Source organism: Chryseobacterium sp. 2P (assembly GCF_059579425.1).
This window is the reverse complement of sequence record NZ_CM184194.1, coordinates 2486175-2508095: the sequence shown is the minus strand read 5'-3', so window position 1 is coordinate 2508095 and position 21921 is coordinate 2486175. Positions and strand designations below refer to the sequence as shown.

General features: G+C 36.9%; 25 protein-coding genes and 1 pseudogene. 15 read left to right on the top strand and 11 right to left on the bottom strand.

The features are described from left to right. Both AC52CF_RS11455 and AC52CF_RS11450 read right to left on the bottom strand, forming a co-directional pair. The gene (locus AC52CF_RS11455; protein WP_496517051.1) at positions 1 to 1335 is read right to left on the bottom strand and encodes a TolC family protein; all 1335 of its coding nucleotides are present in this window, start codon (positions 1333 to 1335) and stop codon (positions 1 to 3) included. Further along, positions 1322 to 1582, bottom strand: coding sequence for a hypothetical protein (locus AC52CF_RS11450; RefSeq protein ID WP_496517050.1), 261 nt, complete (start codon positions 1580 to 1582; stop codon positions 1322 to 1324). Before AC52CF_RS11450 ends, AC52CF_RS11455 begins: the two co-directional genes overlap by 14 nt. A gap of 92 nt (positions 1583 to 1674) precedes the next feature. Between AC52CF_RS11450 and AC52CF_RS11445 the strand changes: the two genes are divergently transcribed. Beyond that, positions 1675 to 2454, top strand: a complete 780-nt coding sequence (locus tag AC52CF_RS11445) for a helix-turn-helix domain-containing protein (RefSeq protein ID WP_496517049.1) — start codon at positions 1675 to 1677, stop codon at positions 2452 to 2454. 88 nt (positions 2455 to 2542) lie between these two features. Here AC52CF_RS11445 and AC52CF_RS11440 read toward each other — a convergent pair whose 3' ends face one another. From AC52CF_RS11440 to mobA, 7 genes and pseudogenes are all read right to left on the bottom strand, one after another. Further along, a complete protein-coding gene (locus tag AC52CF_RS11440; protein ID WP_496517048.1) occupies positions 2543 to 2929 on the bottom strand; it encodes a VOC family protein in 387 nt (128 codons plus the stop codon). 29 nt (positions 2930 to 2958) lie between these two features. Next, a complete protein-coding gene (locus AC52CF_RS11435) occupies positions 2959 to 3720 on the bottom strand; it encodes a DUF6597 domain-containing transcriptional factor (RefSeq protein ID WP_496517047.1) in 762 nt (253 codons plus the stop codon). A 184-nt stretch (positions 3721 to 3904) separates the two neighbouring features. Further along, positions 3905 to 4252: pseudogene (locus tag AC52CF_RS11430) on the bottom strand (DinB family protein); the annotation flags it as partial. A gap of 361 nt (positions 4253 to 4613) precedes the next feature. After that, the gene (mobC, locus tag AC52CF_RS11425; protein ID WP_496517046.1) at positions 4614 to 6608 is read right to left on the bottom strand and encodes a conjugal transfer protein MobC; all 1995 of its coding nucleotides are present in this window, start codon (positions 6606 to 6608) and stop codon (positions 4614 to 4616) included. A gap of 91 nt (positions 6609 to 6699) precedes the next feature. Further along, on the bottom strand, positions 6700 to 7422 hold the full coding sequence (locus AC52CF_RS11420) for a DUF8737 domain-containing protein (protein WP_496517045.1): 723 nt from the start codon (positions 7420 to 7422) through the stop codon (positions 6700 to 6702). Positions 7423 to 7487: 65 nt separating this feature from the next. After that, on the bottom strand, positions 7488 to 8768 hold the full coding sequence (gene mobB, locus AC52CF_RS11415) for a conjugal transfer protein MobB (protein ID WP_496517044.1): 1281 nt from the start codon (positions 8766 to 8768) through the stop codon (positions 7488 to 7490). A 4-nt stretch (positions 8769 to 8772) separates the two neighbouring features. After that, the gene (gene mobA / locus AC52CF_RS11410) at positions 8773 to 9204 is read right to left on the bottom strand and encodes a conjugal transfer protein MobA (RefSeq protein WP_496517043.1); all 432 of its coding nucleotides are present in this window, start codon (positions 9202 to 9204) and stop codon (positions 8773 to 8775) included. A gap of 604 nt (positions 9205 to 9808) precedes the next feature. Between mobA and AC52CF_RS11405 the strand changes: the two genes are divergently transcribed. From AC52CF_RS11405 to AC52CF_RS11395, 3 genes are read left to right on the top strand one after another with little or no spacing between them, the layout of a single operon-like run. Then, the gene (locus AC52CF_RS11405) at positions 9809 to 10576 is read left to right on the top strand and encodes a ParA family protein (RefSeq protein ID WP_496517042.1); all 768 of its coding nucleotides are present in this window, start codon (positions 9809 to 9811) and stop codon (positions 10574 to 10576) included. Continuing rightward, on the top strand, positions 10577 to 10975 hold the full coding sequence (locus tag AC52CF_RS11400) for a DUF3408 domain-containing protein (protein WP_496517041.1): 399 nt from the start codon (positions 10577 to 10579) through the stop codon (positions 10973 to 10975). 11 nt (positions 10976 to 10986) lie between these two features. Then, a complete protein-coding gene (locus AC52CF_RS11395; RefSeq protein WP_496517040.1) occupies positions 10987 to 11607 on the top strand; it encodes a hypothetical protein in 621 nt (206 codons plus the stop codon). Between the two features lie 131 nt (positions 11608 to 11738). On the opposite strand, the gene AC52CF_RS11390 is transcribed toward AC52CF_RS11395, so the two are convergent. Further along, positions 11739 to 12149, bottom strand: a complete 411-nt coding sequence (locus AC52CF_RS11390; protein ID WP_496517039.1) for a hypothetical protein — start codon at positions 12147 to 12149, stop codon at positions 11739 to 11741. 211 nt (positions 12150 to 12360) lie between these two features. Here AC52CF_RS11390 and AC52CF_RS11385 point away from each other — a divergent pair, with 211 nt between their 5' ends. The 11 genes from AC52CF_RS11385 to AC52CF_RS11335 are packed head-to-tail and all read left to right on the top strand — an operon-like array spanning position 12361 to position 21300. After that, positions 12361 to 12639 carry a DUF4134 domain-containing protein gene (locus tag AC52CF_RS11385; protein WP_496518216.1) on the top strand — a complete coding sequence of 93 codons (279 nt, stop codon included), beginning with the start codon at positions 12361 to 12363 and terminating at the stop codon, positions 12637 to 12639. 10 nt (positions 12640 to 12649) lie between these two features. Then, positions 12650 to 12982 carry a DUF4133 domain-containing protein gene (locus tag AC52CF_RS11380; protein ID WP_496517038.1) on the top strand — a complete coding sequence of 111 codons (333 nt, stop codon included), beginning with the start codon at positions 12650 to 12652 and terminating at the stop codon, positions 12980 to 12982. Beyond that, on the top strand, positions 12979 to 15489 hold the full coding sequence (locus tag AC52CF_RS11375) for a TraG family conjugative transposon ATPase (protein WP_496517037.1): 2511 nt from the start codon (positions 12979 to 12981) through the stop codon (positions 15487 to 15489). The genes AC52CF_RS11380 and AC52CF_RS11375 overlap by 4 nt, the downstream gene beginning before the upstream one ends. Before the next feature lie 21 nt (positions 15490 to 15510). Further along, the gene (locus tag AC52CF_RS11370) at positions 15511 to 16143 is read left to right on the top strand and encodes a DUF4141 domain-containing protein (protein WP_496517036.1); all 633 of its coding nucleotides are present in this window, start codon (positions 15511 to 15513) and stop codon (positions 16141 to 16143) included. Between the two features lies 1 nt (position 16144). Then, on the top strand, positions 16145 to 17137 hold the full coding sequence (traJ, locus tag AC52CF_RS11365) for a conjugative transposon protein TraJ (protein ID WP_496517035.1): 993 nt from the start codon (positions 16145 to 16147) through the stop codon (positions 17135 to 17137). Between the two features lie 12 nt (positions 17138 to 17149). Next, positions 17150 to 17773, top strand: coding sequence for a conjugative transposon protein TraK (traK, locus tag AC52CF_RS11360; RefSeq protein WP_496517034.1), 624 nt, complete (start codon positions 17150 to 17152; stop codon positions 17771 to 17773). A 10-nt stretch (positions 17774 to 17783) separates the two neighbouring features. Beyond that, positions 17784 to 18035: a hypothetical protein gene (locus AC52CF_RS11355; RefSeq protein WP_496517033.1), complete on the top strand. Its 252-nt coding sequence runs from the start codon at positions 17784 to 17786 to the stop codon at positions 18033 to 18035. Positions 18036 to 18063: 28 nt separating this feature from the next. After that, on the top strand, positions 18064 to 19362 hold the full coding sequence (gene traM, locus AC52CF_RS11350) for a conjugative transposon protein TraM (RefSeq protein ID WP_496517032.1): 1299 nt from the start codon (positions 18064 to 18066) through the stop codon (positions 19360 to 19362). Positions 19363 to 19378: 16 nt separating this feature from the next. Then, a complete protein-coding gene (traN, locus tag AC52CF_RS11345) occupies positions 19379 to 20287 on the top strand; it encodes a conjugative transposon protein TraN (RefSeq protein ID WP_496517031.1) in 909 nt (302 codons plus the stop codon). Between the two features lies 1 nt (position 20288). After that, a complete protein-coding gene (locus AC52CF_RS11340; protein WP_496517030.1) occupies positions 20289 to 20849 on the top strand; it encodes a conjugal transfer protein TraO in 561 nt (186 codons plus the stop codon). 10 nt (positions 20850 to 20859) lie between these two features. Next, the gene (locus AC52CF_RS11335; RefSeq protein ID WP_496517029.1) at positions 20860 to 21300 is read left to right on the top strand and encodes a TraQ conjugal transfer family protein; all 441 of its coding nucleotides are present in this window, start codon (positions 20860 to 20862) and stop codon (positions 21298 to 21300) included. A 171-nt stretch (positions 21301 to 21471) separates the two neighbouring features. On the opposite strand, the gene AC52CF_RS11330 is transcribed toward AC52CF_RS11335, so the two are convergent. Then, on the bottom strand, positions 21472 to 21921 hold the full coding sequence (locus AC52CF_RS11330; protein WP_496517028.1) for a JAB domain-containing protein: 450 nt from the start codon (positions 21919 to 21921) through the stop codon (positions 21472 to 21474).

Below are 21921 nucleotides of genomic sequence, written 5' to 3'. Positions count from 1 at the left end.
TTAAAGAATTCCTATAATTGCTAATAGTCTGATATGGGTTACTTTTACGTTTGTTTGTGCTGTTGTCAGATTGAATTTTGCTTCCAATAAGGCATTTTCTGCTTCCAAAAGATCGGTCAGTAATGATTCCTGATTTAGGTAGCTACTTCTGATAACACGGACAGTTTCAGTAGTTTTAATTATATTTTGTTCTGCCGTTTCCACGCTCTCCAAAGCCTGTTTTTGCTGTAAATAAGCCTCTTTGACCTGAAGGGAGATTTCATCCTTCTTCATTTCTGCTTTTTCTTTCGCCTGATTGCTGACAATTTGGGCACGAGCAATGGTATGTTTGCTTTTGTACAAATTATCAATAGAATACTGGACTTTAATTCCTGTCTGACCAAATCCCCACAAGTCATTTGAATATGGATAAAAGGAAATCTGTGGATAGTTGTAATTATAGTTAGAGTACAAAGAAACTTTGGGCAATAGCGTAGCTTTCACTTGTTTTACGTTCAGTTCACTCCATTTGATTTCACTACCAGCCATTTTGTATTCTGGGGATTTGTTGAAAGCAATGTTTACATAGTCATTATAGTCACCCTCTGTGATTGCGTTTAATTCAATTGTATCTTCGTATTTGATTGCTAGCCCCATATCATTTTCACGTCCCATCAGAATATTGAGCCGTTGTTTGGCGATTTCAATCTTTTTCGTAACATCGGAAAGATTAAGTTCCAGTTGAGACAATTTCACGGAGGTTCTCAGCACATCACTCTTTAATACGGTACCGTTTTTATGCAGGCTTTCTATCAATCTCAATTGTTTTTTTTCTGCTTCAATCTCTGCATGAAGAAAATCATAGAAATGCAAAAACTTATACAAATCAAAATAAGCAACTGCGACATTATATTTTACACTATGCTTTTGCAGATCCACTTCATATTGCTTTCGTGTATCTTCTTCCTTTTTCAGGGCAATGTTTCTTTTGTCTTTACCACCATTGTAAAGATTAAAGTTTAAGTTGTAACCTACTCCGTAACCATAGCCTTTTACTGGCACATCCTGTGGAGAAGAGAATAATCCATTGTCATAAATCAGAAATTTGGAATTGAGCTTTACGTCTCCACCTACTGAAAGTTCAGGCAACAAACGATCTTTGGCTTCCAATATTTCTATTTTACTCTGCTGAAGATTTAGGTCGGATAGTTTTAGTTGTCGATTATTTGTTTCAGCAATTTTCCATATTTCTTCTAAACTTAATGGTTGAATATTTGCTGTATTTTGAGCATAAATAGAGGATGCAAATAACATCAGAATTATACCCAAAATCGTAACTGTTTTATATTGTTTCATTAGTTTTGTTTTTATAAATTATTGGGTTCTTTCTGTTTTCTAACCATTTTGTTAGCATCTTTGTCAACTCATCAAAAGCAAAGCTTAAATCGACAATTGGCATAAAAGGACTGGAATAAGTACAAGCCAGACAGTAGATATAAGCTTTATCAATTTCTTCATCTGCACGAGATAATTTATGTTCAGATTTTTGGGCTTGTATTTCAAGTTCAAAATCTTTGTCAGGTTTTATGATTTTATGTTTCATAATGATTCTACTATTATTAACACAGCAAAATTATTCAACACCCCAAACCTTTATTTTATATAATTAGCCTAAAGTTTGCTATATTTGGCCATATGGAAATTCTTAGCCAATTAATAAATAGTGTGGATCAAAATCCTGATTCTATCCTCGTGATGCGACAGCAAACTGAGCAACGTTTGCCTGCTCATCAACACGATAAGGCTCAGTTATTATTGGTTTATGGAGGAATTGCTTATTTACAAACAGACGCAAGGGATTTCTATATTCCGTCTAATCATTATATCTGGATACCGAAAAATTATCCGCACAATTTGATGTTTAATACACAGGATTTATATATTATCAATATCTATTTTCCAGATGAAAAAGCAGATAGCTTTTATGATGAACTGGGTATTTATCCTGTTAGTAAGCTTCTGGCAGAAATGCTCTCATTTAGCGAGAAATGGCAAGGTGATTATTTTAAAGGTTCATGGGAATTTGAGTTTTTAACTACGCTTAAAGGCGTATTATCAAAGGAAAATCTCAAAAAATTCTCCATCCAACTTCCAACAACAGACGATCAAAGACTCAATGCCATAATCGACAGTTTTAGAAATCGGTTAAATGAAAATCTAAGTTTAGAAAGTATTGCTCAGCAATCGGGAATGAGTGTGCGTAGTTTGACCAGATTATTTCAAACGAAATTGCATATCACTTTTGTTCAATATTTAAAGATGCTCCGTATTATCAGAGCGATGGAATTGATAAAAGATACAGATTTGAACATGACGGAAATAGCTTATGAAATAGGCTATTCGAATATATCTGCGTTTAGCAATAATTTTCAGCAACTGACCAACATGAGACCTACTGAATTTAAAACTAAGTAAGAAGTACTGCTAGTAGTCCAAGCAATAATTTTCCCCTAAAAAAGTTAATAGATCACTTAATTTAAATGATCTATTGGTGGTTGGCAAGCTATGCAATATTATCCTTAAATGGACTAACACTTATTTCTATCATCAATTTTTCAAAAAAGAAATAGAAGCCAAATGTATTCCTAATTTTCTTAGGTTCATTTTCAAATTGTAAGTCAGCTTCTGGTTTTAACTTTTCATAAATATCCCAAACTTCTTGTTCATCCTTTTGATAAAATCCGATGTGGAAATTCTCCGGATATTCAGGCGTATTTTCTGTATGGTTCAATTCCTGACCCCAAATGACTAAGGCGAAATTATTGCTGTTTTCCAGAACTGCCATTTTGCTGTTTCTATTGACAATTAAACTAAAACCCAAGTGTTTTGTAAATAAATTTACAGCTTTATCTACGTCTTGCACAACGATGTTGATGTGATTTAAATTCATTTTATTCTTATTTTGATTACAGAACAAAATTACTTTTCAGGCATCAGGCTAAATTGGATAAATCGGTCGTTTTCATTTTTATTTAATATAATTGGTTTTACTCCAGCAAATTTTTTCACTTCCCTTATAAAATGTGATTGGTCTGCATAATCGAGTTGGGGGTAGAAATCACCATTTTTTAGTTGTTTTAATGAGTTGGAGAAGCGAATAATATTTAGGTAGGTTTTAAGCGGTACGCCTAACCATTTATTGAAATAACGGTTCATCTGTCTGCTACTCCAAAAAACATTTTCTTCGAGTTGTTTTACCGTAATTTCTCCTTTAGAAGCATAAATGAGTTGAAATAACTTCTTTTTTCGGTCGTCTATTTCTTTGGATATCGAAGAAATAACCTTAACAGCTTTATGATAAAATTGATTAAAATCATTCAGATCATCTCTTGAAAATCCCCAGTACCCTGTTTGAAGTGTTTTCTTGGTGTTATTTAAATCCTTAAAAGATTGTTTGAAAATATATTCAGCAGCGATGGGATAAAAGCTGATTGCAAACATTGTAGATTTAGGAAATGGGGGTTTAGTGATGGGAGCAGAACATATTCCGGAAACGAAAATTTCAAAATTTCCATTTTCATCAGCTAGCAGAAATAAATCTATTTTTCCATCGGGAACTATAATGCCTTCTTTTTCTTCATTAGAGTTGTTTTTTACCATCCAAATGCTTTCCACGATATGTGTTAGTGGTTCATCGGGTTTGAGACAAATATATTCTAATTTATTTCTTCGCAAATTCATCTATAATTGTTTGAGTACAAAACTATGAATTTATAAACCTACCTTATATCAGTTAAGATGAACTGCCAATAAGGTGAAGAATATCCAAAAACTATAATTATAACCTGATATTTATTACGTAGTATCTAAATGTTATCAATATTATTTTTAAGAGAACCTTTTTAGACAAATTTCCTACTACTCATTATGTATCCCAAATGCAGACCTCGTGATAATTATTGTACGCAAAAGCATCTTGTATAAAAATTAAATGAAAGCCAATACCAGTGATACTTTTGTTGTAGCAGATAAAGATGCCGTTTTCGAAATCATTAATTGTGCGCTCAATTTTTGAAGTCAAAAGTGATTTAAGTTCATCTGCTTCTTGTCGAGTAACTGATTCTGTTGGTTGTGTTATCGATCGGTATTTTTTAAAAAACTCATCTGAAATATATTCTTGTAAGGGAGAACCTCTGTAAATAAGTTTTTGTTGTGTTACAATGATGTGCACGATATTCCAAATAATGTTGTTGTTAAAACCGACTGGAATCCTATTGAGTTGATATAATGAATATTTGTAAAAAAAATCTAGATATAACTTTCGGCTTGTTTTATACTTTTTTTACACCTCTCGAACCATATCCTATTTCTGGTTTTAGAAATAAGGGAACGTTTAAAACAGGGTTTCCATTTTCTTTTTTAAATTTGCAAATATTCTCTTTAGCATTAAGAATAGATATGTTTGTAAAAGTCCTAACAAAAGTACAAATTATGATTAAAGCTATAGTTTTGAAAATTGGACTGTAAACAATAATTATCATTATGACACAGAAACGATGAATCTATCTTTCATGATCTGAGACCAACTTAATTTAGATAAATTTCAGGCCTTGGCTATTAAGTTAATTTACAAATTACTGCAACAAATGCTGCAAATCGGGGTCATTAGAAATTCTTTCCATTTCACTCGTTATGATCTGAAGAATATCTGTTTTAATACTTCTGTAATTTTTTTCAATTTCATTCAGCATACAGTCATTGCCGTCCTTATCTGCAAAAGAACGAATTTCCGGTATCTTTTGATAATGCTTTTCCTCTGCTGAAAGTTTTTCAGTATCAACGACAATTTCAGCATGAAAAATCTTCTGTTCAATTCTTTCATCAAAGTTATCTGAGACAGCTCCTACAAAAAATCCCTGCGTTAGAGTTGATATTTTTGAAGCAGGAATCAGGCTGTCCAACTGTGTGGAGATGGATGTAGAAGTGTCATTCCTGTTGATCGATATACTTTGTCTTTTCTGTAACACTTTGCCAAACCTTTCCGATAAAGCTTTCGCTGTTTCACCTACTACCTGTCCGCTGAAAATGTTTCCAACCGTATTTTGGATGACTTTACTTTCTTTATCACCATAATCCCTGGTCAGCTGCGAAAAATCCTGAAATCCCAGACAAACAGATACTTTGTTGCTCCTTGCGGTCGCAATAAGATTATCAAGACCTCTAAAATAGATGGTAGGCAGCTCATCAATAATGACTGAGCTTTTCAATTGACCTTTCTTATTGATCAGTTTTACAATCCTTGAATTGTAAAGCCCCAGCGCCGCAGAATAGATATTCTGTCGGTCAGGATTATTACCGACACATAAAATTTTAGGTTCTTTTGGATTATTAATATCCAAGGAAAAATCATCTCCCGTCATTACCCAATACAACTGAGGCGAAATCATTCTTGATAATGGAATTTTAGCCGAGGCGATCTGTCCCTGTAACTGATCCTGCGCACCGCCCTGCCAGGCATCCATAAAAGGGGAGAGGTAGTTTTCCAATTCAGAATAGGAAGTCAGAATGGTAAATACATCTTCATACTTCTTGTTGAGCAATTCAATAGCGTGTGGAAATGTGCAATACTTACCATCATCATAGATTTTCAAAAACCAGATAATGGCAGCTAAGAGAATAATCGGACTTTCAACAAAAAAGTCACCCTGTTTCTGTATCCAGCTTCTATTCAGATTCAGCATAATGGTGTAAGCAGCCTCATAGGCATCTGATATATCCGTCATAAATTTAGGATTTAAAGGATTGCATCTATGGCTTTTTTTAGGGTTATCAAAGTTGATGATATAAAACTTCGGTTTTACTTTATAAGCATCTGAATATTTTAAAAGATGATTATAAGCGATTGTTGAAAGGTCATCGAATTTAAAATCATAGATATACATTGAAAAGCCTTTTTCGATATGCTGCCTGATATAATTATTGACTACGGCATAAGATTTTCCGGAGCCTGGTGTTCCTAAAACAATAGTCGCACGAAACGGATTGACGACATTGATCCATCCCTGATGCCAGTCTCCTTGGAAGTAGAATTTTGTAGGAAGATTGATAGAATATTCATTGTAGAGCAGTTTTGTTTCCTGCTGAAAACTTTCGTTTTCACTGTTGAAAACGTCGTCCATCAAATTATTTTTGAGTAACCTGCTCATCCAGACTCCAGCAACCATGAGAAGGATATAGCCTAAACCCGTAGAAAAAATGTATAGGTAAACGGAGGCTTTCGAAGATAGGTTTAGCAGGGTGGTATTAAAATAAAAAATAAGTACACCCGATATCAATGCAGTATTGATTTTTTTCCAAGTGATTTTTTCATTCTTGACCCCTTTTGTTCCAAGGCAGCTTAAACCTAATAACAGCGTGGCAAATAATTTTGAATAGATGGTATGAGAGAACAGACCTGCTGTCCTGTTAAAATTATGTAAAATTGTATTGATCAGCTGAAGCGTCCATCCCCGTTCTTCGAAAAAGCCGTAGCAAAACCAGTATAAATGCATCAATACTAAAATAATACTGACCGCCCGCATTAAAGCCATAGTCTTTGCCAAACCACGTAGATCATCTTCTCCCTGCATCTTTTATTGTTTAATCCAAGGGGAAGATAACAGGCGATTTATGAATTATCCGGTACTGGATGTCAAAGGGTTTGTTGGGCGTGATATGGCATTATGAATCCGTCACCGAGTTTTGCAGCAGTTTTCTTATGGATGTGATGTGAGCCAGTACAACAACGGGCACGATAAAAGTAGGAAGCCAACAGAACGGAAAATTTAGTGCAGCCAGGTTGGGTTGATCGAATGATAATTTCTGCAGCGGAGAAGGCGCTGAGAGAAAAGCAATCACTACCACATTCAGGAGCAATGCAAGGGATATAAAATTCCAGATTAATACAGTTTGCCGGGAAATTGTTCTTTTCTTAATACCAAAATAAGCAATGAATGGTGCAGTAAGTCCTGCCAAAATATCAAAATTTATTCCTTCGAAGGTCATTAATTTAGGAACTGCTTTGTAAAGACTGAGCCAATATAATACAAGCTTCACAGGAATTCTTATCAAATGGATATAAGTCATCCATAATAAAGGAAGACTGTCAATCAATTGCCTGCCTTTTTGACTGATAAACAGTATTATGAACAGCATAATGACCGGAGCAATTCCAAATAGAAGAATGGGAGGAGGAATTACATCAGTATTTTGATGATAGACGCCCTTGCGTGCCAGTAAAGCCTGTATCAATAACCAGATCAATATTCCAATAACAATAAAAAATCTGTTTTTCTGGTTTATCCAAATTCTTGATTTCCTCATTATAATCATTACCATCACAAAGGTTAAAGCAGTGATAGAAACAAAGGCATAGGACACAGATGAAGGCAGTAGATCAAGCATATTTTTATATAAAATTAGTTAAATTAACAAGGTATGACATTGCCATAGGACAAGAATTTGTCATATCATTTTTTTCTCAAATGCTTTTTCTTTCTTCTCATCCTATTTTCAAAATCCATTTCCTCATAATCTTCTCCTTGTGTTGGCGGCAATAGACCGCCTATTGATTCAAATAAATCTTTATGGTTATTTGTATCCATGATATCAAGGAAAGGATATATTGTTGGTTTTATAAAATTAGCGTCATTCGACGAAGACGATTTTTTATAAGGTTCTTCCGCTTCATTTTTATCTGGCTTAAGAATGCTGTTCCAGCATTCATTAAAAGCATTGGCTGAACATTCCTTTCCCAAACGTGATCCATTCCAGACCGTTTTTGACTGATGATCAATGAATGTCATGCCGTAAATTCTTCCCGTATCATTTTTGCGAATTACTGTATCAATGCCTTCATTCTTTAAATTTTTTACAAATGTTTCTTCATCTTTTGAAGATTGTAATTTCAGTACGATTTTTTCTGGTAGCTTTTCTCTCACGGGAAGATTTTTCATTTTTGTTCTGCACGATTCGAAATGCTTTTCCAAAGAATCCAGACCTACCTTTTTTCCAAACAGCGATGCCTTAAAAGGATGGCCTGTCTTTTTACCATTACGGTCTGTTGGAAAGTACAATAAACCTCTTTGCAAATGACCGTGCAGTTCTCCTTCCACTTTTTCCGCAGTGATATTGTAGAGAGATAGCAGAGCGTTGTACTCACCCAGGGACTGAAATTGATATTGCGAACTAATATGTCTTACCACTGAGGCAATCTGACTTTTTATATCACCTCCCTTATAATCGACCGCTTTAAAAATCGGGCTGTTCAATTGAGTTTCTTTTTCAGGTGCTGAAATTAATCCGAATTTCTCTTCCAGTTCCCGGCATACTTTCATCGAACGGACTTTTTCGAACTTGTCGGAAATCTTCTTACCTTCTTCATCGACACAGACAGAAACAATATGAATATGACTTCTGTCTATATCCGTATGTTTAAATACAACAAACGGCTGTTCCCCATAGCCCATTTCCTGCATGTATTGCTGAGCCATTTGCCTGTATTTCTCATCAGAAACATTGTCTTCAGGATCAGGATTTAAAGAAATATGCAGGGTATGTTTTTCTGTATTTCGATTGGCAAACAGATAAGGTTCAAAAGATTTTGCCAGCTGACTTACCTTGTACTGCCCATTGGGAGTTTCAATCATTTTGTTAGTCAGCAGAATTTCTCCTTTCTCCTTTTCTACTTTCAGATTATTGTAGGACAAAGCACCAAACATATTGCTGCTTCTTCCAATTTTAGCAATCATATTTTTACTCGTTTTTAAGATGATTTTGATTAAACTCTTCGGTCAATTGAATTACTTTTTTGAAGATTTCCACCATTTCTATAGTCTGCTTTTCCAATTTAAAAAGTAATGACGCCGCTTTTTTCTCAGTAAAATGAGTGTAAAGCAGTTTTACAATCTGATTATAATTGACACCGACCGCACGGAACTGGCTGTGAAATGAGGTCAGTCTCATATAAAAATCAATGGTTCCTTTATCCAATTTGACCGTCTTTATCGTCTTTTCAAAGATGCAGGATGTTATAAAATGAGCCTTGACGGACATCCCTGATTGGTCAAACAATTCAAGAAACCGGGAGTGTTCGACCTCATTAAAAGAAATCGTATATCGAATTTTAGCAGGGTCAGCCTTTGGGCGACGACCGGTTTTTTTCTGTTTATTATTCTGATCATTCATAATCCATCCATTTAATTTTATAACACATCGACTTCGGAGATTGTTTTCCCAGCCCCCTGCAAGGGCAAGTTGTTTTCAGTATCCGAAAACGTTTCGAGATGCTCAAAACACAACTTGCCCCTTTCGGGTGAAAGGAAGTAACCTTTCAGTAAAACTAATGTTGTTCGGAACAACTCCCCAGCAAAGTAACTTACAGATCATCAAAAAGTCTCCATCTTAAATGAAGCCAAAAAGAGACATATACAGTCAAATCCAACCGCTAATCATCAGACACAATGAATAATCTCTCTATTTGTACCGGAAGGTCAGCAGGAAAGAAATAAAGCTAGATGGTTAAAGGTCGTGAAGGCTTGCTTTCCAGAATGCCGGAGAACGTGCAATCAGTAAAAACATCTATCAAGAATCTCTTAAATGCTGAGTCTCAGCGCTCGGTCAGAATTGATTGATCGATTGCTGGACTTCAGGTAGGAAGGCAATAAAGATAGATTGAATTCAGGTAGGCTTGCCATAGTTAATCCTTTCAATGCGGAATGAAGTACAGCAGTAATGCAGTACTGCTTGCCATCAATAAAGCATCAACAAATTTTAACAATAAATCAAAACAATGGAAACAGGAAAAAAACCAACAATTATTGCTTTTTCAACTCAAAAGGGAGGAGTAGGTAAAAGCACTTTCACATCACTTGCTGCAAGTATATTGCATTACCGTTTAGGCTATCAGGTTGCAGTCTTTGACTGCGATTTTCCGCAGTACAGTTTGATACAAATGCGGGAACGGGATTTAAAAACAGTGATGCAGAATCCGGTTTTAAAAAAGATGGCGCATCAGCAATTTACCACTATTGGGAAAAAAGCGTATCCCATTTTCCAAAGCAGGACAGACACTGTACTGGAAGAAATAGAAAAGTTTATAGAAGGCTCAGAAACAATCCCCGATATTATATTTTTAGATCTTCCGGGTACCGTGAATACTGCAGGCATTTTAAGAGCCCTTGCCCATGTTCATTATATTTTTTCACCGATCACGGCGGACCGGCTTATCCTTGAAAGCACTTTAAGTTTTACGGATGTGCTGACCAATGTACTGATGAAAGAACAGCAGACTGCAATTAAATCGATTCATCTATTTTGGAATCAGGTTGATGGCAGGGAGAAAACTAATCTTTACGAAAACTATAGTAAAGTAATCAGAGAGTTAGGACTGTATTTGATGGAAGCATCTATCGCAGACAGTAAGAGATTCAGGAAAGAGGGAGAGACCGTTGCAAAAACGGTTTTTCGCTCAACCTTGTTGCCGGCAGATCATAAGTTGATGATTCAATGCAGGCTGGATCAATTTATGGAAGAATTTATAAAAATTATCAATATATAAATGATGGAAACTGATAAAAAGAACGGAGAAGAAAATAGCATTGATGAGGACTACCTGATGTCAATTATGGCTGGTTCCACCAAGAAAGAATCAGCAAATACAAAACCGATAACATCCGACGAAACGCATTTGCCTAAATCAAAAAACAAAGCGAAGACCAGTAATGACATTAAATATGTGGAGCAGTTTCTGACACATCATACGATGAATAAACGTGGTGATAAAAGTATATACATCCGTCCCGAATATCACGAAAGACTATCTCGGATCATTCAGATCGTAGCAGATGACCAGATTCCTCTATATGCGTATTTGGATAACATCCTTGCTCATCATTTTGAAATGTTTGAAAAAGAAATTACTGAAGATTTCAACAATAAATACCGTCCCATCTTTTAAAATGCCTACTTATGGAATTACTTATAACAGGTCTTTTAATCATTATTATCCTACTATTATTGGATAAAAAATCTATGAAAAGTCATACACCTGAAACAAAAAATGAAACAAAATCAAATCCATCAACAATCATTGGAAAAATCAAGCAAGAAGAAAGACAAGCGTTGCCATCATCTACTACTCAAAGCCAATTTTTAACTGCAGAAGCAAGAACAGATAATTTTGATTCAGAAATCAAAGAGCAGAAGATTGATCAGCCTAGTGAAAAAAAATCATTGGAAGATATCCTGGTCAAAAATGATAATTGGGAAGAAGAAGAAGAGGATTGGCAATACGAGAATTTTTCTGAGATTGAAAACGGTTTTGCCACAGGGGTTACCTTTCAGGAATTGAGTACTGCGGGGCAGTTGCTACAGGAAGAATTCCTAGAGCCTGCCTTAGAGCAACAAGCAGTTAATATAATTCAAAAAATTCAGGGAACCGAGCTTTTCAATCTATTAGAAAATTCGTTGGAGGGTGCGACTCAGCGTATTGCCTATTTATTAAGCCAGAGCACTTCGAATGCAGATGTCAACAGGTCACCGAATCGTCAAAATGAAGCAGAAGGTTTCGACATTGAGGAGTTCATTTAATGAACTTTTTGTTTTACTCAAAAAAATCCCCTTACTTATCAAAGTAGGGGGATTTAATTTTCATATAATATAAGTGTGATTGGTAACATTCGTTATTCAAATGCTGTGCCGCTCAGGCTTAATATTTGAATTTATTTTATTCGGTCATAGATCAATTTCGTTACCAGCGCTCCGAATAAATAGTAACCGATAGTCATCATTTTCTTTTGGTTATTTTCTGCAACAGGAGCATCATCCAATCCAATCTTTCCGGGCAATAGGATTGTGCCTACACCCATAGCCAATCCTGATAATAAACCGGCTTTATTAGTCGCTGTTCCTGCATAATAAATTCCGTTGCCTACAACATCACCAACCAATGTGGCGGCGTAAAGCTTATCAGGACTATCAATGCTTGCATCAAATTGGTTCAAAGACTTTTCCAAAGCTTCTTCTCCTACCTTATTGATTTCAGGTGCATTTTTACAATTTTTTCTAACGGTCTCGTGTAATATGGTTAAGGCAATTGCGCCGCCTAAACCTGCAATGAATCTTTTGTACATAACAATATTTTTTGGTGTGTCATATTCTGTACAGAAATTAAGCCAATTAAAAACTACTGATGTAAGGCAATTGTCAGCCAATAAATTCTTAGGAATGCCAATCTCCAAATCAAGGCCTTAGCGCCCGATAGATTTGTTCATCATCCTGCAAAGTGCAGGAGATCAGAACAAATAAATATCGATTATGAAAAGAAAAACATTTCAAGTCTGGATGTCAGCGGTCGCTTTGATGACTGCTGTCAATCTCTCAGCCCAAGGCAATGGTACCGCCGGAATCAACGAGGCTACACAGATGGTCACCTCTTATTTTGAACCTGCGACACAACTCATTTACGCCATCGGTGCTGTCGTAGGATTAATAGGAGGCGTAAAGGTTTACAACAAATTCAGCAGTGGCGATCCCGACACCAGTAAGACTGCTGCCAGCTGGTTCGGTGCGTGTATATTCCTGATTGTTGCCGCGACAATCCTTCGTTCATTCTTCCTTTAAAGTGATAGTTATGAATATCTATCATATCAATAAAGGAATAGGAAGGACAGTAGAGTTCAAGGGACTTAAAGCACAATACCTATTCATATTCGCAGGTGGGTTACTAGGATTACTCATTTGTGTGATGATCATGTATATGGCAGGAGTCAATACATACTTCTGTCTTATCCTTGGGGGAGTCAGCAGTGGAATTCTGATCTGGCAGACTTTCACACTGAATGGAAAATATGGAGAATATGGTTTAATGAAAATGGGCGCTCGTAAGAAGCACCCTCAATACATCATCAGCCGTAGGAGCATTTATCGATACCTAAAAACAAACCGTAAAAAAGCTGATGTATGAGAAATTCTTCCAAAGCAGCTACCTTGGAAAGTAAATTTCCATTGCTGGCAATTGAAAATGATTGTATCATTTCAAAGGACGCTGATGTTACGGTTTGCTTTAAGGTTAGACTCCCTGAATTGTTTACCGTTGCTTCCGCTGAGTATGAAGCTATGCATTCTGCTTGGTTCAAGGCAATTAAAACATTGCCTGATTTTACTGTGGTTCATAAGCAGGACTGGTTCATCAAGGAAAACTATAATCCTGATCTATCAAAAGAAGACCAAAGTTTTTTGTCCAAATCTTTTGAAAGACATTTCAATGAGAGACCTTTTTTAAATCATTACTGCTACCTATTCATTACTAAAACCAGTAAGGAAAGAATGCGAATGCAGAGTAACTTTTCATCTCTATGCAAAGGCAAATTGATTCCGAAGGAAATCAAAGATAAAGAAGTTCTGAGCCGTTTTCTTGAAGCGGTCGATCAGCTGGAGCGGATTATGAATGACAGCGGATACATCCAGCTTGAACGGATGACTGAAGACGAGATATCCGGAACTTCTGAACAATCCGGATTACTGGAACAATATCTCACCTTATCCCGTGACATTAGTCCGTCATTGCAGGACATCAAATTAGGGTCAGAAGAAATGAGAATTGGCAATAACCGCATTAGTATGCATACGCTTTCGGATACGGAGGATTTGCCGGGTACCGTCTCATCGCACAGCCGTTATGAAAAGTTAAGCACAGACCGGAGCGACTGTCTTTTGTCATTTGCTTCTCCTGTGGGACTTTTGCTCAGCTGTAACCATATTTACAATCAGTATCTCTTCATAGACAACAGTGATGAGAATCTTCGACAGTTTGAAAAATCTGCAAGGAATATGCATTCACTGGCGAGATACAGCAGGGCCAATCAAATTAACAAGGAATGGATCGAAAAATATCTGAATGAAGCTCATTCTTTCGGGTTACAATCCATTCGAGCGCATTTCAATGTAATGTCGTGGTCTGATAATCCTGCTGAATTAAAACAATTAAAGAATGATACGGGGAGTGCTTTAGCCTTAATGGAGTGTAAGCCCCGCCATAATACGACGGATACAGCCACCTTGTATTGGGCGGGGATTCCGGGCAATGCAGGGGATTTTCCAAGTGAAGAAAGCTTTTATACATTCATTGAACCTGCTCTATGTTTTTTTACCGAAGAAACCAACTATCAGGTTTCTCCATCCCCATTTGGGATTAAGATGGCTGACCGTCTGACCGGAAAACCCATTCATCTGGATATATCAGATCTGCCGATGAAACAGGGGATTATCACGAACAGAAATAAGTTCATCCTCGGACCTTCAGGAAGCGGTAAATCCTTCTTCACCAACCATATGGTGCGACAGTATTACGAACAGGGCGCTCACGTACTCTTAGTCGATACCGGAAATTCCTATCAGGGATTGTGTGAACTGATTAAAGGAAAGACGAAAGGTGAGGATGGGCTTTATTTTACCTATACCGAAGACAATCCCATTGCTTTCAATCCATTCTACACCGATGACGGCGTCTTTGACATTGAAAAAAGGGAGAGTATCAAAACCTTGATTCTGACACTTTGGAAAAGAGATGATGAACCCCCGACCCGTTCAGAGGAAGTAGCATTATCCAATGCGGTCAGCGGATATATTGAAAAAATTAAATCCAATGACGAGCATCCTTCTTTCAATGGCTTCTATGATTATGTGAAAGATGATTATCAGAAAGTATTGGAACAAAAGAAAGTCAGAGAAAAAGACTTTGATATTGCCAACTTTCTTAATGTGCTGGAACCCTATTACAGAGGAGGTGAATATGACTATCTGCTCAATTCAGAAAAGCAGCTGGACTTGTTGTCCAAACGTTTCATCGTTTTTGAAATCGATGCTATTAAAGATCATAAGATTCTGTTTCCCATTGTGACCATCATCATTATGGAAGTCTTCATCAACAAGATGAGGAGACTCAAAGGAATCAGAAAGCTGATCCTCATCGAAGAAGCCTGGAAAGCCATCGCCAAAGAGGGAATGGCAGAATACATCAAATACCTGTTCAAAACGGTAAGAAAATTCTTTGGAGAAGCCATTGTGGTGACCCAAGAAGTCGATGATATCATCCAGTCGCCGATTGTTAAGGAAAGTATCATCAACAATTCGGATTGTAAGATTCTTCTTGACCAGCGAAAGTACATGAACAAATTCGATGACATTCAGGCAATGCTGGGATTAACCGACAAAGAAAAATCTCAGGTATTGTCGATTAACATGAACAACGATCCCCGAAGATTGTATAAAGAAGTGTGGATTGGACTGGGTGGTACTCACTCTGCGGTTTATGCCACCGAAGTTTCTACCGAAGAATATTTGGCTTATACCACTGAAGAAACAGAAAAGATGGAAGTGATGAATCTTGCATCAGAACTTGACGGCAATGTTGAACACGCCATCAAGCGGATTTCTCTTAAGAGAATCAAATCGAATACAAAAGAGCATTAAATCATTTAAAATTTTACAACAATGAAACAATTAATTATCAAAACAATGATGGTAGCATTCTTTGCTACCGTAACATTTGCTAAAGCGCAATTCGTCGTGACTGATCCCGCCAATCTGGCATCAGGCATATTAAACTCTGCCAATGAAATTGTGCAGACCTCATCGACGGTATCCAACGTCGTTAAGAACTTCAATGAAGTTAAAAAAGTGTATGAACAAGGAAAGGAATATTATGACCAGCTGAAAGCCATCAATAATTTGGTCAAAGATGCCAGAAAAGTCCAACAGACTGTTCTTTTGGTGGGCGATGTTTCTGAAATGTATGTGAACAATTTCGGAAAGATGCTCAATGATCCCAACTTCAATGCACAGGAATTAGCTTCTATTGCTAATGGTTATTCTGCACTTCTTACCGAGAGTACCGAACTTTTAAAAGAACTGAAAGAGATCATCACCTCGAACGGTCTATCATTGAATGATAAAGAAAGGATGGATGTGGTTGACCGAGTGTATAAAGAGGTAAAAGCTTATCACAATCTGGTAAGATACTATACCAACAAAAATATTTCGGTCAGTTATCTGAGAGCCAAGAAACAGAATAACACACAAAGAGTGCTGAATCTTTACGGAACCGCCAATCAAAAATACTGGTAAGATGGAAGCGAACAACTTACATGAAGTCCTGCGTTCCGTTTACGAAGAAATGATGCCGATGTGCGCTGATATGGCGGCTGTAGCAAAGGGCGTTGCCGGTTTGGGAGCATTGTTCTATGTGGCGTTGAAAGTCTGGCAATCACTGAGCCGTGCTGAACCGATTGATCTGTTTCCCATGTTGAGACCCTTTGCCATTGGTATCTGCATTATGTTTTTCTCGACATTGGTTTTGGGCAGTCTGAATGGCGTGATGAGCCCGATCGTTCAAGGGAGTCACTCAATGCTCGAAGATCAGGTTTTGGATATGAATGAACTGCAACAAAAAAAAGATCTTTTGGAGCGTGAAGCGATGCTTAGAAATCCGGAGATGGCTTACCTTATCTCAAATGAGGAATTTGACAAAAAGCTGGAAGAATTAGGTTGGTCGCCTTCAGATCTGGTCACGATGTCAGGTATGTATATCGAAAGAGAGATGTTTGCAATTAAAAAAGATATCAGAGATGGATTCCGTGAATTTCTTGAAATCCTCTTTCAATCAGCTGCATTGGTTATCGATACCATCAGAACCTTCTTTCTGATCGTACTTTCAATATTAGGACCGATTGCCTTTGCCATTTCAGTTTGGGATGGATTTCAGACCACTTTGAGCCAATGGCTGACAAGATATATCAGTGTTTATCTGTGGCTTCCTGTTGCTGACATTTTCAGCGCCATTCTTGCCAAAATACAGACTCTGATTTTAGAACGGGATATTGAAATGCTCGCTGATCCTACTTTTATTCCTGACACTTCCAATACGGTTTACATTATCTATATGGTGATTGGCATCATAGGCTACTTTACGGTACCGACGGTGACAGGCTGGGTCATTCAGGCAGGAGGTGCGGGGAATTTCATGCGCAATGTGAATCAAACGGCTACGAAGTCGGGCAATATCGCAGGGGCTGCTGTTGGTTCGGCAACAGGAAATATTTCAGGAAGATTATTAAAATAAAAATACAGTTCTATGGAATTTAAAACTTTAAGAAATATTGAAAGCAGTTTCAAGCAGATCCGTTTGTTTACGTTTGTTTTTGCGGTGCTGTGTTTTGGGGTCGTTGGGGTCGTTGTATTCAAATCCTTTCAGTTCGCTGAAGAACAGCGCCAGAAAATCTATGTGCTGGATAACGGTAAATCTTTAATGGTCGCGTTATCGCAGGATATGTCCATTAACAGACCTGTTGAAGCGAGAGAGCATGTGAGACGATTTCATGAATTGTTTTTCACGATAGCACCCGATAAAAATGCCATTGAAAGCAATGTAAAAAGAGCCTTTAATCTGGCAGACCAATCTGCATTTAATTACTACAAGGATCTTCAGGAGAAAGGCTATTACAACAGAATCATCTCCGGTAATATTCAGCAGAGGATTGAAATCGATAGTGTCGTTGCCAATTTCAACAGCTATCCCTATGGCGTGAAGACTTATGCCAGACAATTCATTATCCGATCCAGTAATTTGACCATCAGGAATTTAGTGACAGACTGCTCCTTGGTTAATTCAGTAAGGTCTGACAGTAATCCGCAGGGATTTACGATTGAAAAATTCAATGTGATTGAAAATAGAGATATCGAAACTGTTGAACGCTAAAAAGACCACAATGAAAAAGCTAAGAGATAAAATCGAAAATTTTGTTTTGAAGACAGAAAATCATTGGAAAGTTCTTCCAATAGATCGGCAAAGATTATTAACAAAGGTATTCTTTGGTGGCTATTTTTTGATTACGATCCTCGTCCTCGTTAATGTATTTATTTCCACAAGTAAAAGAAGCAATATCATGTCTATCGATCACATTGACGGCATATCTAAGAAACCTGCGGAAAAGGATTCAGGATATATGATATATCGATAAAGCAGAAACACCCATTAAAAAATAGCATATGAAAGATTCAGAGAAAATTAAATTGACAGAAGATGATCTCCCTCAAAATTCTACCAATACGAATGATAATTCGAGTGCTCAATGGGAGAAACTGAAAAAACCGATTATATACTTCTTGATGACAGCAGTTTGCGTAGGTTGTTTTTACCTCATCTTTAAGCCAAAAGCTAATAATGCTCTGGTTGAAGAAGCTGGTTTTAATGTTGTTATTCCACAGGCAAAGGACGGTCAGTTACAATCAGATAAGCAAAAAGCTTATGAGCAGCAGTTGTTGGAGCAAAAGAATGAGGAGAAAAGGAGTGCAATGACCACCTTGTCCGACTATTGGAATGAGCAAAACGGATTAAATAATGAAAATAGTCAATCACTTTCTACCCATAGTAAAAATGCTCTTCAACAATCAGATCAGAATGCGGTCAATAGTTATCGGAATGCACAGCAGACCTTGAGTTCATTTTATAGTCGGGATAATCAGGAAGTCAATAATCTTAGGAAAGAAATTTCAAGGTTGAAGAATGAAGCAATGCAGAATAACACTGCTCCGGCAGGTCTTGGAATGAACGACCAATTAGAACTGATGGAAAAATCATATCAGATGGCAGCAAAATACCTTCCGACGACTACAAAACAGGAAGAGTCAGCACCAAAACAAGAGCAGGAAAAGCCTACCGAAAAGAAAGTGAAGCTGATACCTGCAAAACCATCCTATTCGACTATTGTTTCTTCATTATACAGAGAGCCGTCGGATAGTGCTTTTATTGCAGGTTTGAATCAGAACAGATTTTATGAGACACAAAATGATTCAAATCATTCAGTGCAATCCAAAAATGCAATAAAAGGTGTGGTTTATGAAACCAAAACCGTAATTAATGAAAGTACTTTGTCCATCAGACTTTCTGAAGGAATGCAATTGAGGCGAATTGAAATTCCTGCAGGAAGTTTACTGACTGCAATATGTAAATTTCAGGGAGGAAGGCTTCAATTGAAGATCTCTTCCATTCAATACCAAGGGAATGTTTATCCTGTAGAAATCAATGTTCACGACAATGACGGTCAATCCGGTTTATATGTTCCCTATTCACCAGAACAAACTGCCGTAAGTGATATTGTTGCTAATATGAGTCAGACTTCGGGAACCAATATTATGATGACCCAATCAGCCGGACAGCAGGTGGCAGCAGATTTAAGCCGTGGGGTAGTGCAGGGCTTATCAGGCTATTTTCAAAAGAGGGTAAGACAATTGAAAGTCACAATAAAGGCAGGGCAGCAGGTCTTACTGGTACCTAAAAATAATTAACTAAAATTTAAATACAATGAATGTACATAAGATTTACAGCAACGTAATAATTTTACTCCTGCTCTTTGCAGGACGGGCTTATGCTCAGGATTGTGACTCCGTTAAAACCCATGTTTCATTGGAAGAAGCGAAGCTAAATCCTTTCAGGATGCAGGTCACTTACAGCAAGACCAGTCATTTGATATTTCCTTCACAGATACGCTATGTCGATCTGGGAAGTGAATTGTTGGTCGCGAACAAGGCAGAGCCGATCGGCAACGTTCTCAGGGTCAAATCCGCAATAAGAGATTTCGAGGAAGAAACTAATTTTTCGGTGATTACGGAAGATGGTAAGTTTTACAGTTTTGATGTTTTTTACAGTGCTTATCCTGATGTTCTCAGCTATGACCTGTTAAAGATGCAGAGAAGCCAAGAACGGCAGTACTCAACCGATGTGCTTTTTGAAGATCTCAAAGGAAGTTCTTCATCTCTGACAGAATTGATCATGGAAGATCTGTACAAAAAAAGCCGAAAAACCATTAAGCATATCGCCTCGAAAAGCTTTGGTATTCAGTTTTCAGTCAGAGCATTACACGTCAATGACAGTAAATTCTATTTTACCATCGAAGTTGATAACAGCAGCAATGTCGCTTATGACATTGAATTGATCAACTTTAAAATTGTAGATAAGAAGAACTTAAGAAGAACAGTGGTTCAGGATAAGCAGTTGGAGCCGATTAGAGTTTATTTTCCGGTGATGACCGCAATGCATCATTCTCATATAAGGGGTGTTTACTTATTGGAGCAATTTACCTTGTTAAAAGACCAGGTTTTAGAAATCGAGGTTCTGGAAAAGAATGGTGGACGACATCAGAAAGTTGAGCTTGAAAATTCAGAGCTAATCAATGCGAAACTTATCAATAGTTTAAATTTCAAAACCAATTGAGATGAAAAAATTATTGATAACAATGCTTTTCATTTTCACAATGAATGTACAATCATTTGCACAGCAGATGATTCCAAAGCAAAAAGGATTTGAAATATCCTATTCAGTATTTCCTAAATCTCCAGAAAAGCAGAATTATGTATTTGCGGCTGGTCTTATTTCTTATGGTAAGAACGGTAGATATGTTTTTGGAAGGGCTGAATACAGCAGGAAATATTATGAATACAGAAATTACGATATACCGATTGATACCTTTCTATTAAATGCTGGTTACAGTTTCTATTTGATAGGTGATTCAATGCGAAATGTAAATTTGAATTTCGGAGTAGGGGCTCTTGGTGGCTATCAGGAAGTAAACAGAAATATACCAATACTCTACGATGGGTCATTACTGGACAGTACAGAAAGCTTTATATACGGAGTTTCCGGTAAGTTATCTTTAGAAAGTTATCTGACTGAACACATAGTCTTTATTGTAGATGGTCAATTGCGGTTTTTGCAGAACAGCCAGCTTGGAGCTTTACATTCATTGATTGGCATAGGACTGCGCTATAATTTTTAAAATATACAATATGAAAAATGCGATTAATTATAAAATACTAAATCTTTTAAAGTACTCATTTATTATGGTTTTAATGGGTATAGTTTTTAATTCATGTCAGGACAATGATTTGGAAATGAAGCAAAACTTTCCGTTCGATGTTAAGGTTATGCCTATTCCAAGTAAGATCAAAGAAGGTGAAATCGTCGAGATTAGAATAATATTGGAAACGGCAGGTAATTTTAGCGAGACAAAATATAGCATACGCTATTTTCAATTTGAGGGAAATGGAAAACTTCAACGTTATAGTGATGAACCGTATCTTCCTAATGATGAATATATATTGCCCGAGAAACAATTTAGACTTTATTACACTTCTCAGTCATCAGAATCTCACCAATTCAGTATTTGGATTAAGGATAGTTATGGTAATGAGAAACGAATAGATTTTGAATTTGATAGCACTCAATGACTTTCAATCGATCAACTGTTTTGAAATGTTAAGGATTAAGCAAGGCACTTCAAATGAGTTGATTTCCAATAAGACGGCGAAAAGACGTTTCCGACCATCGGAAGGAATTGCCTTTTCGCCCAAATTTTAAAAAACGGCAAATTTAATTGCCGTTTTGTTTTTTTCAAGAATTTAATTGGATAAATAACCCTCATCTGCAAATGAGCAGTGGTGACTTGCTGTTAAGATACAGTGATCCAATAATCTGATGTTGAGAAATTCTGATGCTTTCTTTATATTTTGTGTTATCTTGAGGTCTTCTCCTGAAGGTTTCAGGTTTCCGGAGGGGTGGTTGTGTGCTATAATGATTGCGGTAGCATTGCAGAGCAGAGCAGCCTGCATAATAATTCTTACATCAACCATCGTTGAGGAAATGCCACATTCAGAAATTTTCTTTATTCCCAAAACGTTGTTTGCCTGATTCAGATAAAGGGCATAGAAAGATTCTCTGTAATCGATTTCCTCACTGTCGAAATGCTGACGGAAAACACTTACCGCATCGTTTGAGTTGGTGATCTTCTTTTCACTGTTGCCTTTTCGGGTGTATGTTATTTTTATTTCGTTCACAATACTGTAATTCAT

Excerpts from the sequence above, each read along its gene's own strand:
- AC52CF_RS11395 (WP_496517040.1), top strand. The coding sequence starts at position 10,987 with ATGGAATTACTTATAACAGGTCTTTTAATCATTATTATCCTACTATTA.
- AC52CF_RS11370 (WP_496517036.1), top strand. The coding sequence starts at position 15,511 with ATGAAACAATTAATTATCAAAACAATGATGGTAGCATTCTTTGCTACC.
- AC52CF_RS11440 (WP_496517048.1), bottom strand. The coding sequence starts at position 2,929 with ATGAATTTAAATCACATCAACATCGTTGTGCAAGACGTAGATAAAGCT.
- AC52CF_RS11355 (WP_496517033.1), top strand. The coding sequence starts at position 17,784 with ATGAAAAAGCTAAGAGATAAAATCGAAAATTTTGTTTTGAAGACAGAA.
- AC52CF_RS11385 (WP_496518216.1), top strand. The coding sequence starts at position 12,361 with ATGTCAGCGGTCGCTTTGATGACTGCTGTCAATCTCTCAGCCCAAGGC.
- AC52CF_RS11420 (WP_496517045.1), bottom strand. The coding sequence starts at position 7,422 with ATGCTTGATCTACTGCCTTCATCTGTGTCCTATGCCTTTGTTTCTATC.
- mobC (WP_496517046.1), bottom strand. The coding sequence starts at position 6,608 with ATGCAGGGAGAAGATGATCTACGTGGTTTGGCAAAGACTATGGCTTTA.
- AC52CF_RS11330 (WP_496517028.1), bottom strand. The coding sequence starts at position 21,921 with ATGAATTACAGTATTGTGAACGAAATAAAAATAACATACACCCGAAAA.
- AC52CF_RS11390 (WP_496517039.1), bottom strand. The coding sequence starts at position 12,149 with ATGTACAAAAGATTCATTGCAGGTTTAGGCGGCGCAATTGCCTTAACC.
- traK (WP_496517034.1), top strand. The coding sequence starts at position 17,150 with ATGGAATTTAAAACTTTAAGAAATATTGAAAGCAGTTTCAAGCAGATC.
- traJ (WP_496517035.1), top strand. The coding sequence starts at position 16,145 with ATGGAAGCGAACAACTTACATGAAGTCCTGCGTTCCGTTTACGAAGAA.
- AC52CF_RS11405 (WP_496517042.1), top strand. The coding sequence starts at position 9,809 with ATGGAAACAGGAAAAAAACCAACAATTATTGCTTTTTCAACTCAAAAG.
- AC52CF_RS11340 (WP_496517030.1), top strand. The coding sequence starts at position 20,289 with ATGAAAAAATTATTGATAACAATGCTTTTCATTTTCACAATGAATGTA.
- traM (WP_496517032.1), top strand. The coding sequence starts at position 18,064 with ATGAAAGATTCAGAGAAAATTAAATTGACAGAAGATGATCTCCCTCAA.
- AC52CF_RS11375 (WP_496517037.1), top strand. The coding sequence starts at position 12,979 with ATGAGAAATTCTTCCAAAGCAGCTACCTTGGAAAGTAAATTTCCATTG.
- mobB (WP_496517044.1), bottom strand. The coding sequence starts at position 8,768 with ATGATTGCTAAAATTGGAAGAAGCAGCAATATGTTTGGTGCTTTGTCC.
- AC52CF_RS11450 (WP_496517050.1), bottom strand. The coding sequence starts at position 1,582 with ATGAAACATAAAATCATAAAACCTGACAAAGATTTTGAACTTGAAATA.
- AC52CF_RS11455 (WP_496517051.1), bottom strand. The coding sequence starts at position 1,335 with ATGAAACAATATAAAACAGTTACGATTTTGGGTATAATTCTGATGTTA.
- AC52CF_RS11400 (WP_496517041.1), top strand. The coding sequence starts at position 10,577 with ATGATGGAAACTGATAAAAAGAACGGAGAAGAAAATAGCATTGATGAG.
- AC52CF_RS11335 (WP_496517029.1), top strand. The coding sequence starts at position 20,860 with ATGAAAAATGCGATTAATTATAAAATACTAAATCTTTTAAAGTACTCA.
- traN (WP_496517031.1), top strand. The coding sequence starts at position 19,379 with ATGAATGTACATAAGATTTACAGCAACGTAATAATTTTACTCCTGCTC.
- AC52CF_RS11445 (WP_496517049.1), top strand. The coding sequence starts at position 1,675 with ATGGAAATTCTTAGCCAATTAATAAATAGTGTGGATCAAAATCCTGAT.
- AC52CF_RS11435 (WP_496517047.1), bottom strand. The coding sequence starts at position 3,720 with ATGAATTTGCGAAGAAATAAATTAGAATATATTTGTCTCAAACCCGAT.
- AC52CF_RS11380 (WP_496517038.1), top strand. The coding sequence starts at position 12,650 with ATGAATATCTATCATATCAATAAAGGAATAGGAAGGACAGTAGAGTTC.
- mobA (WP_496517043.1), bottom strand. The coding sequence starts at position 9,204 with ATGAATGATCAGAATAATAAACAGAAAAAAACCGGTCGTCGCCCAAAG.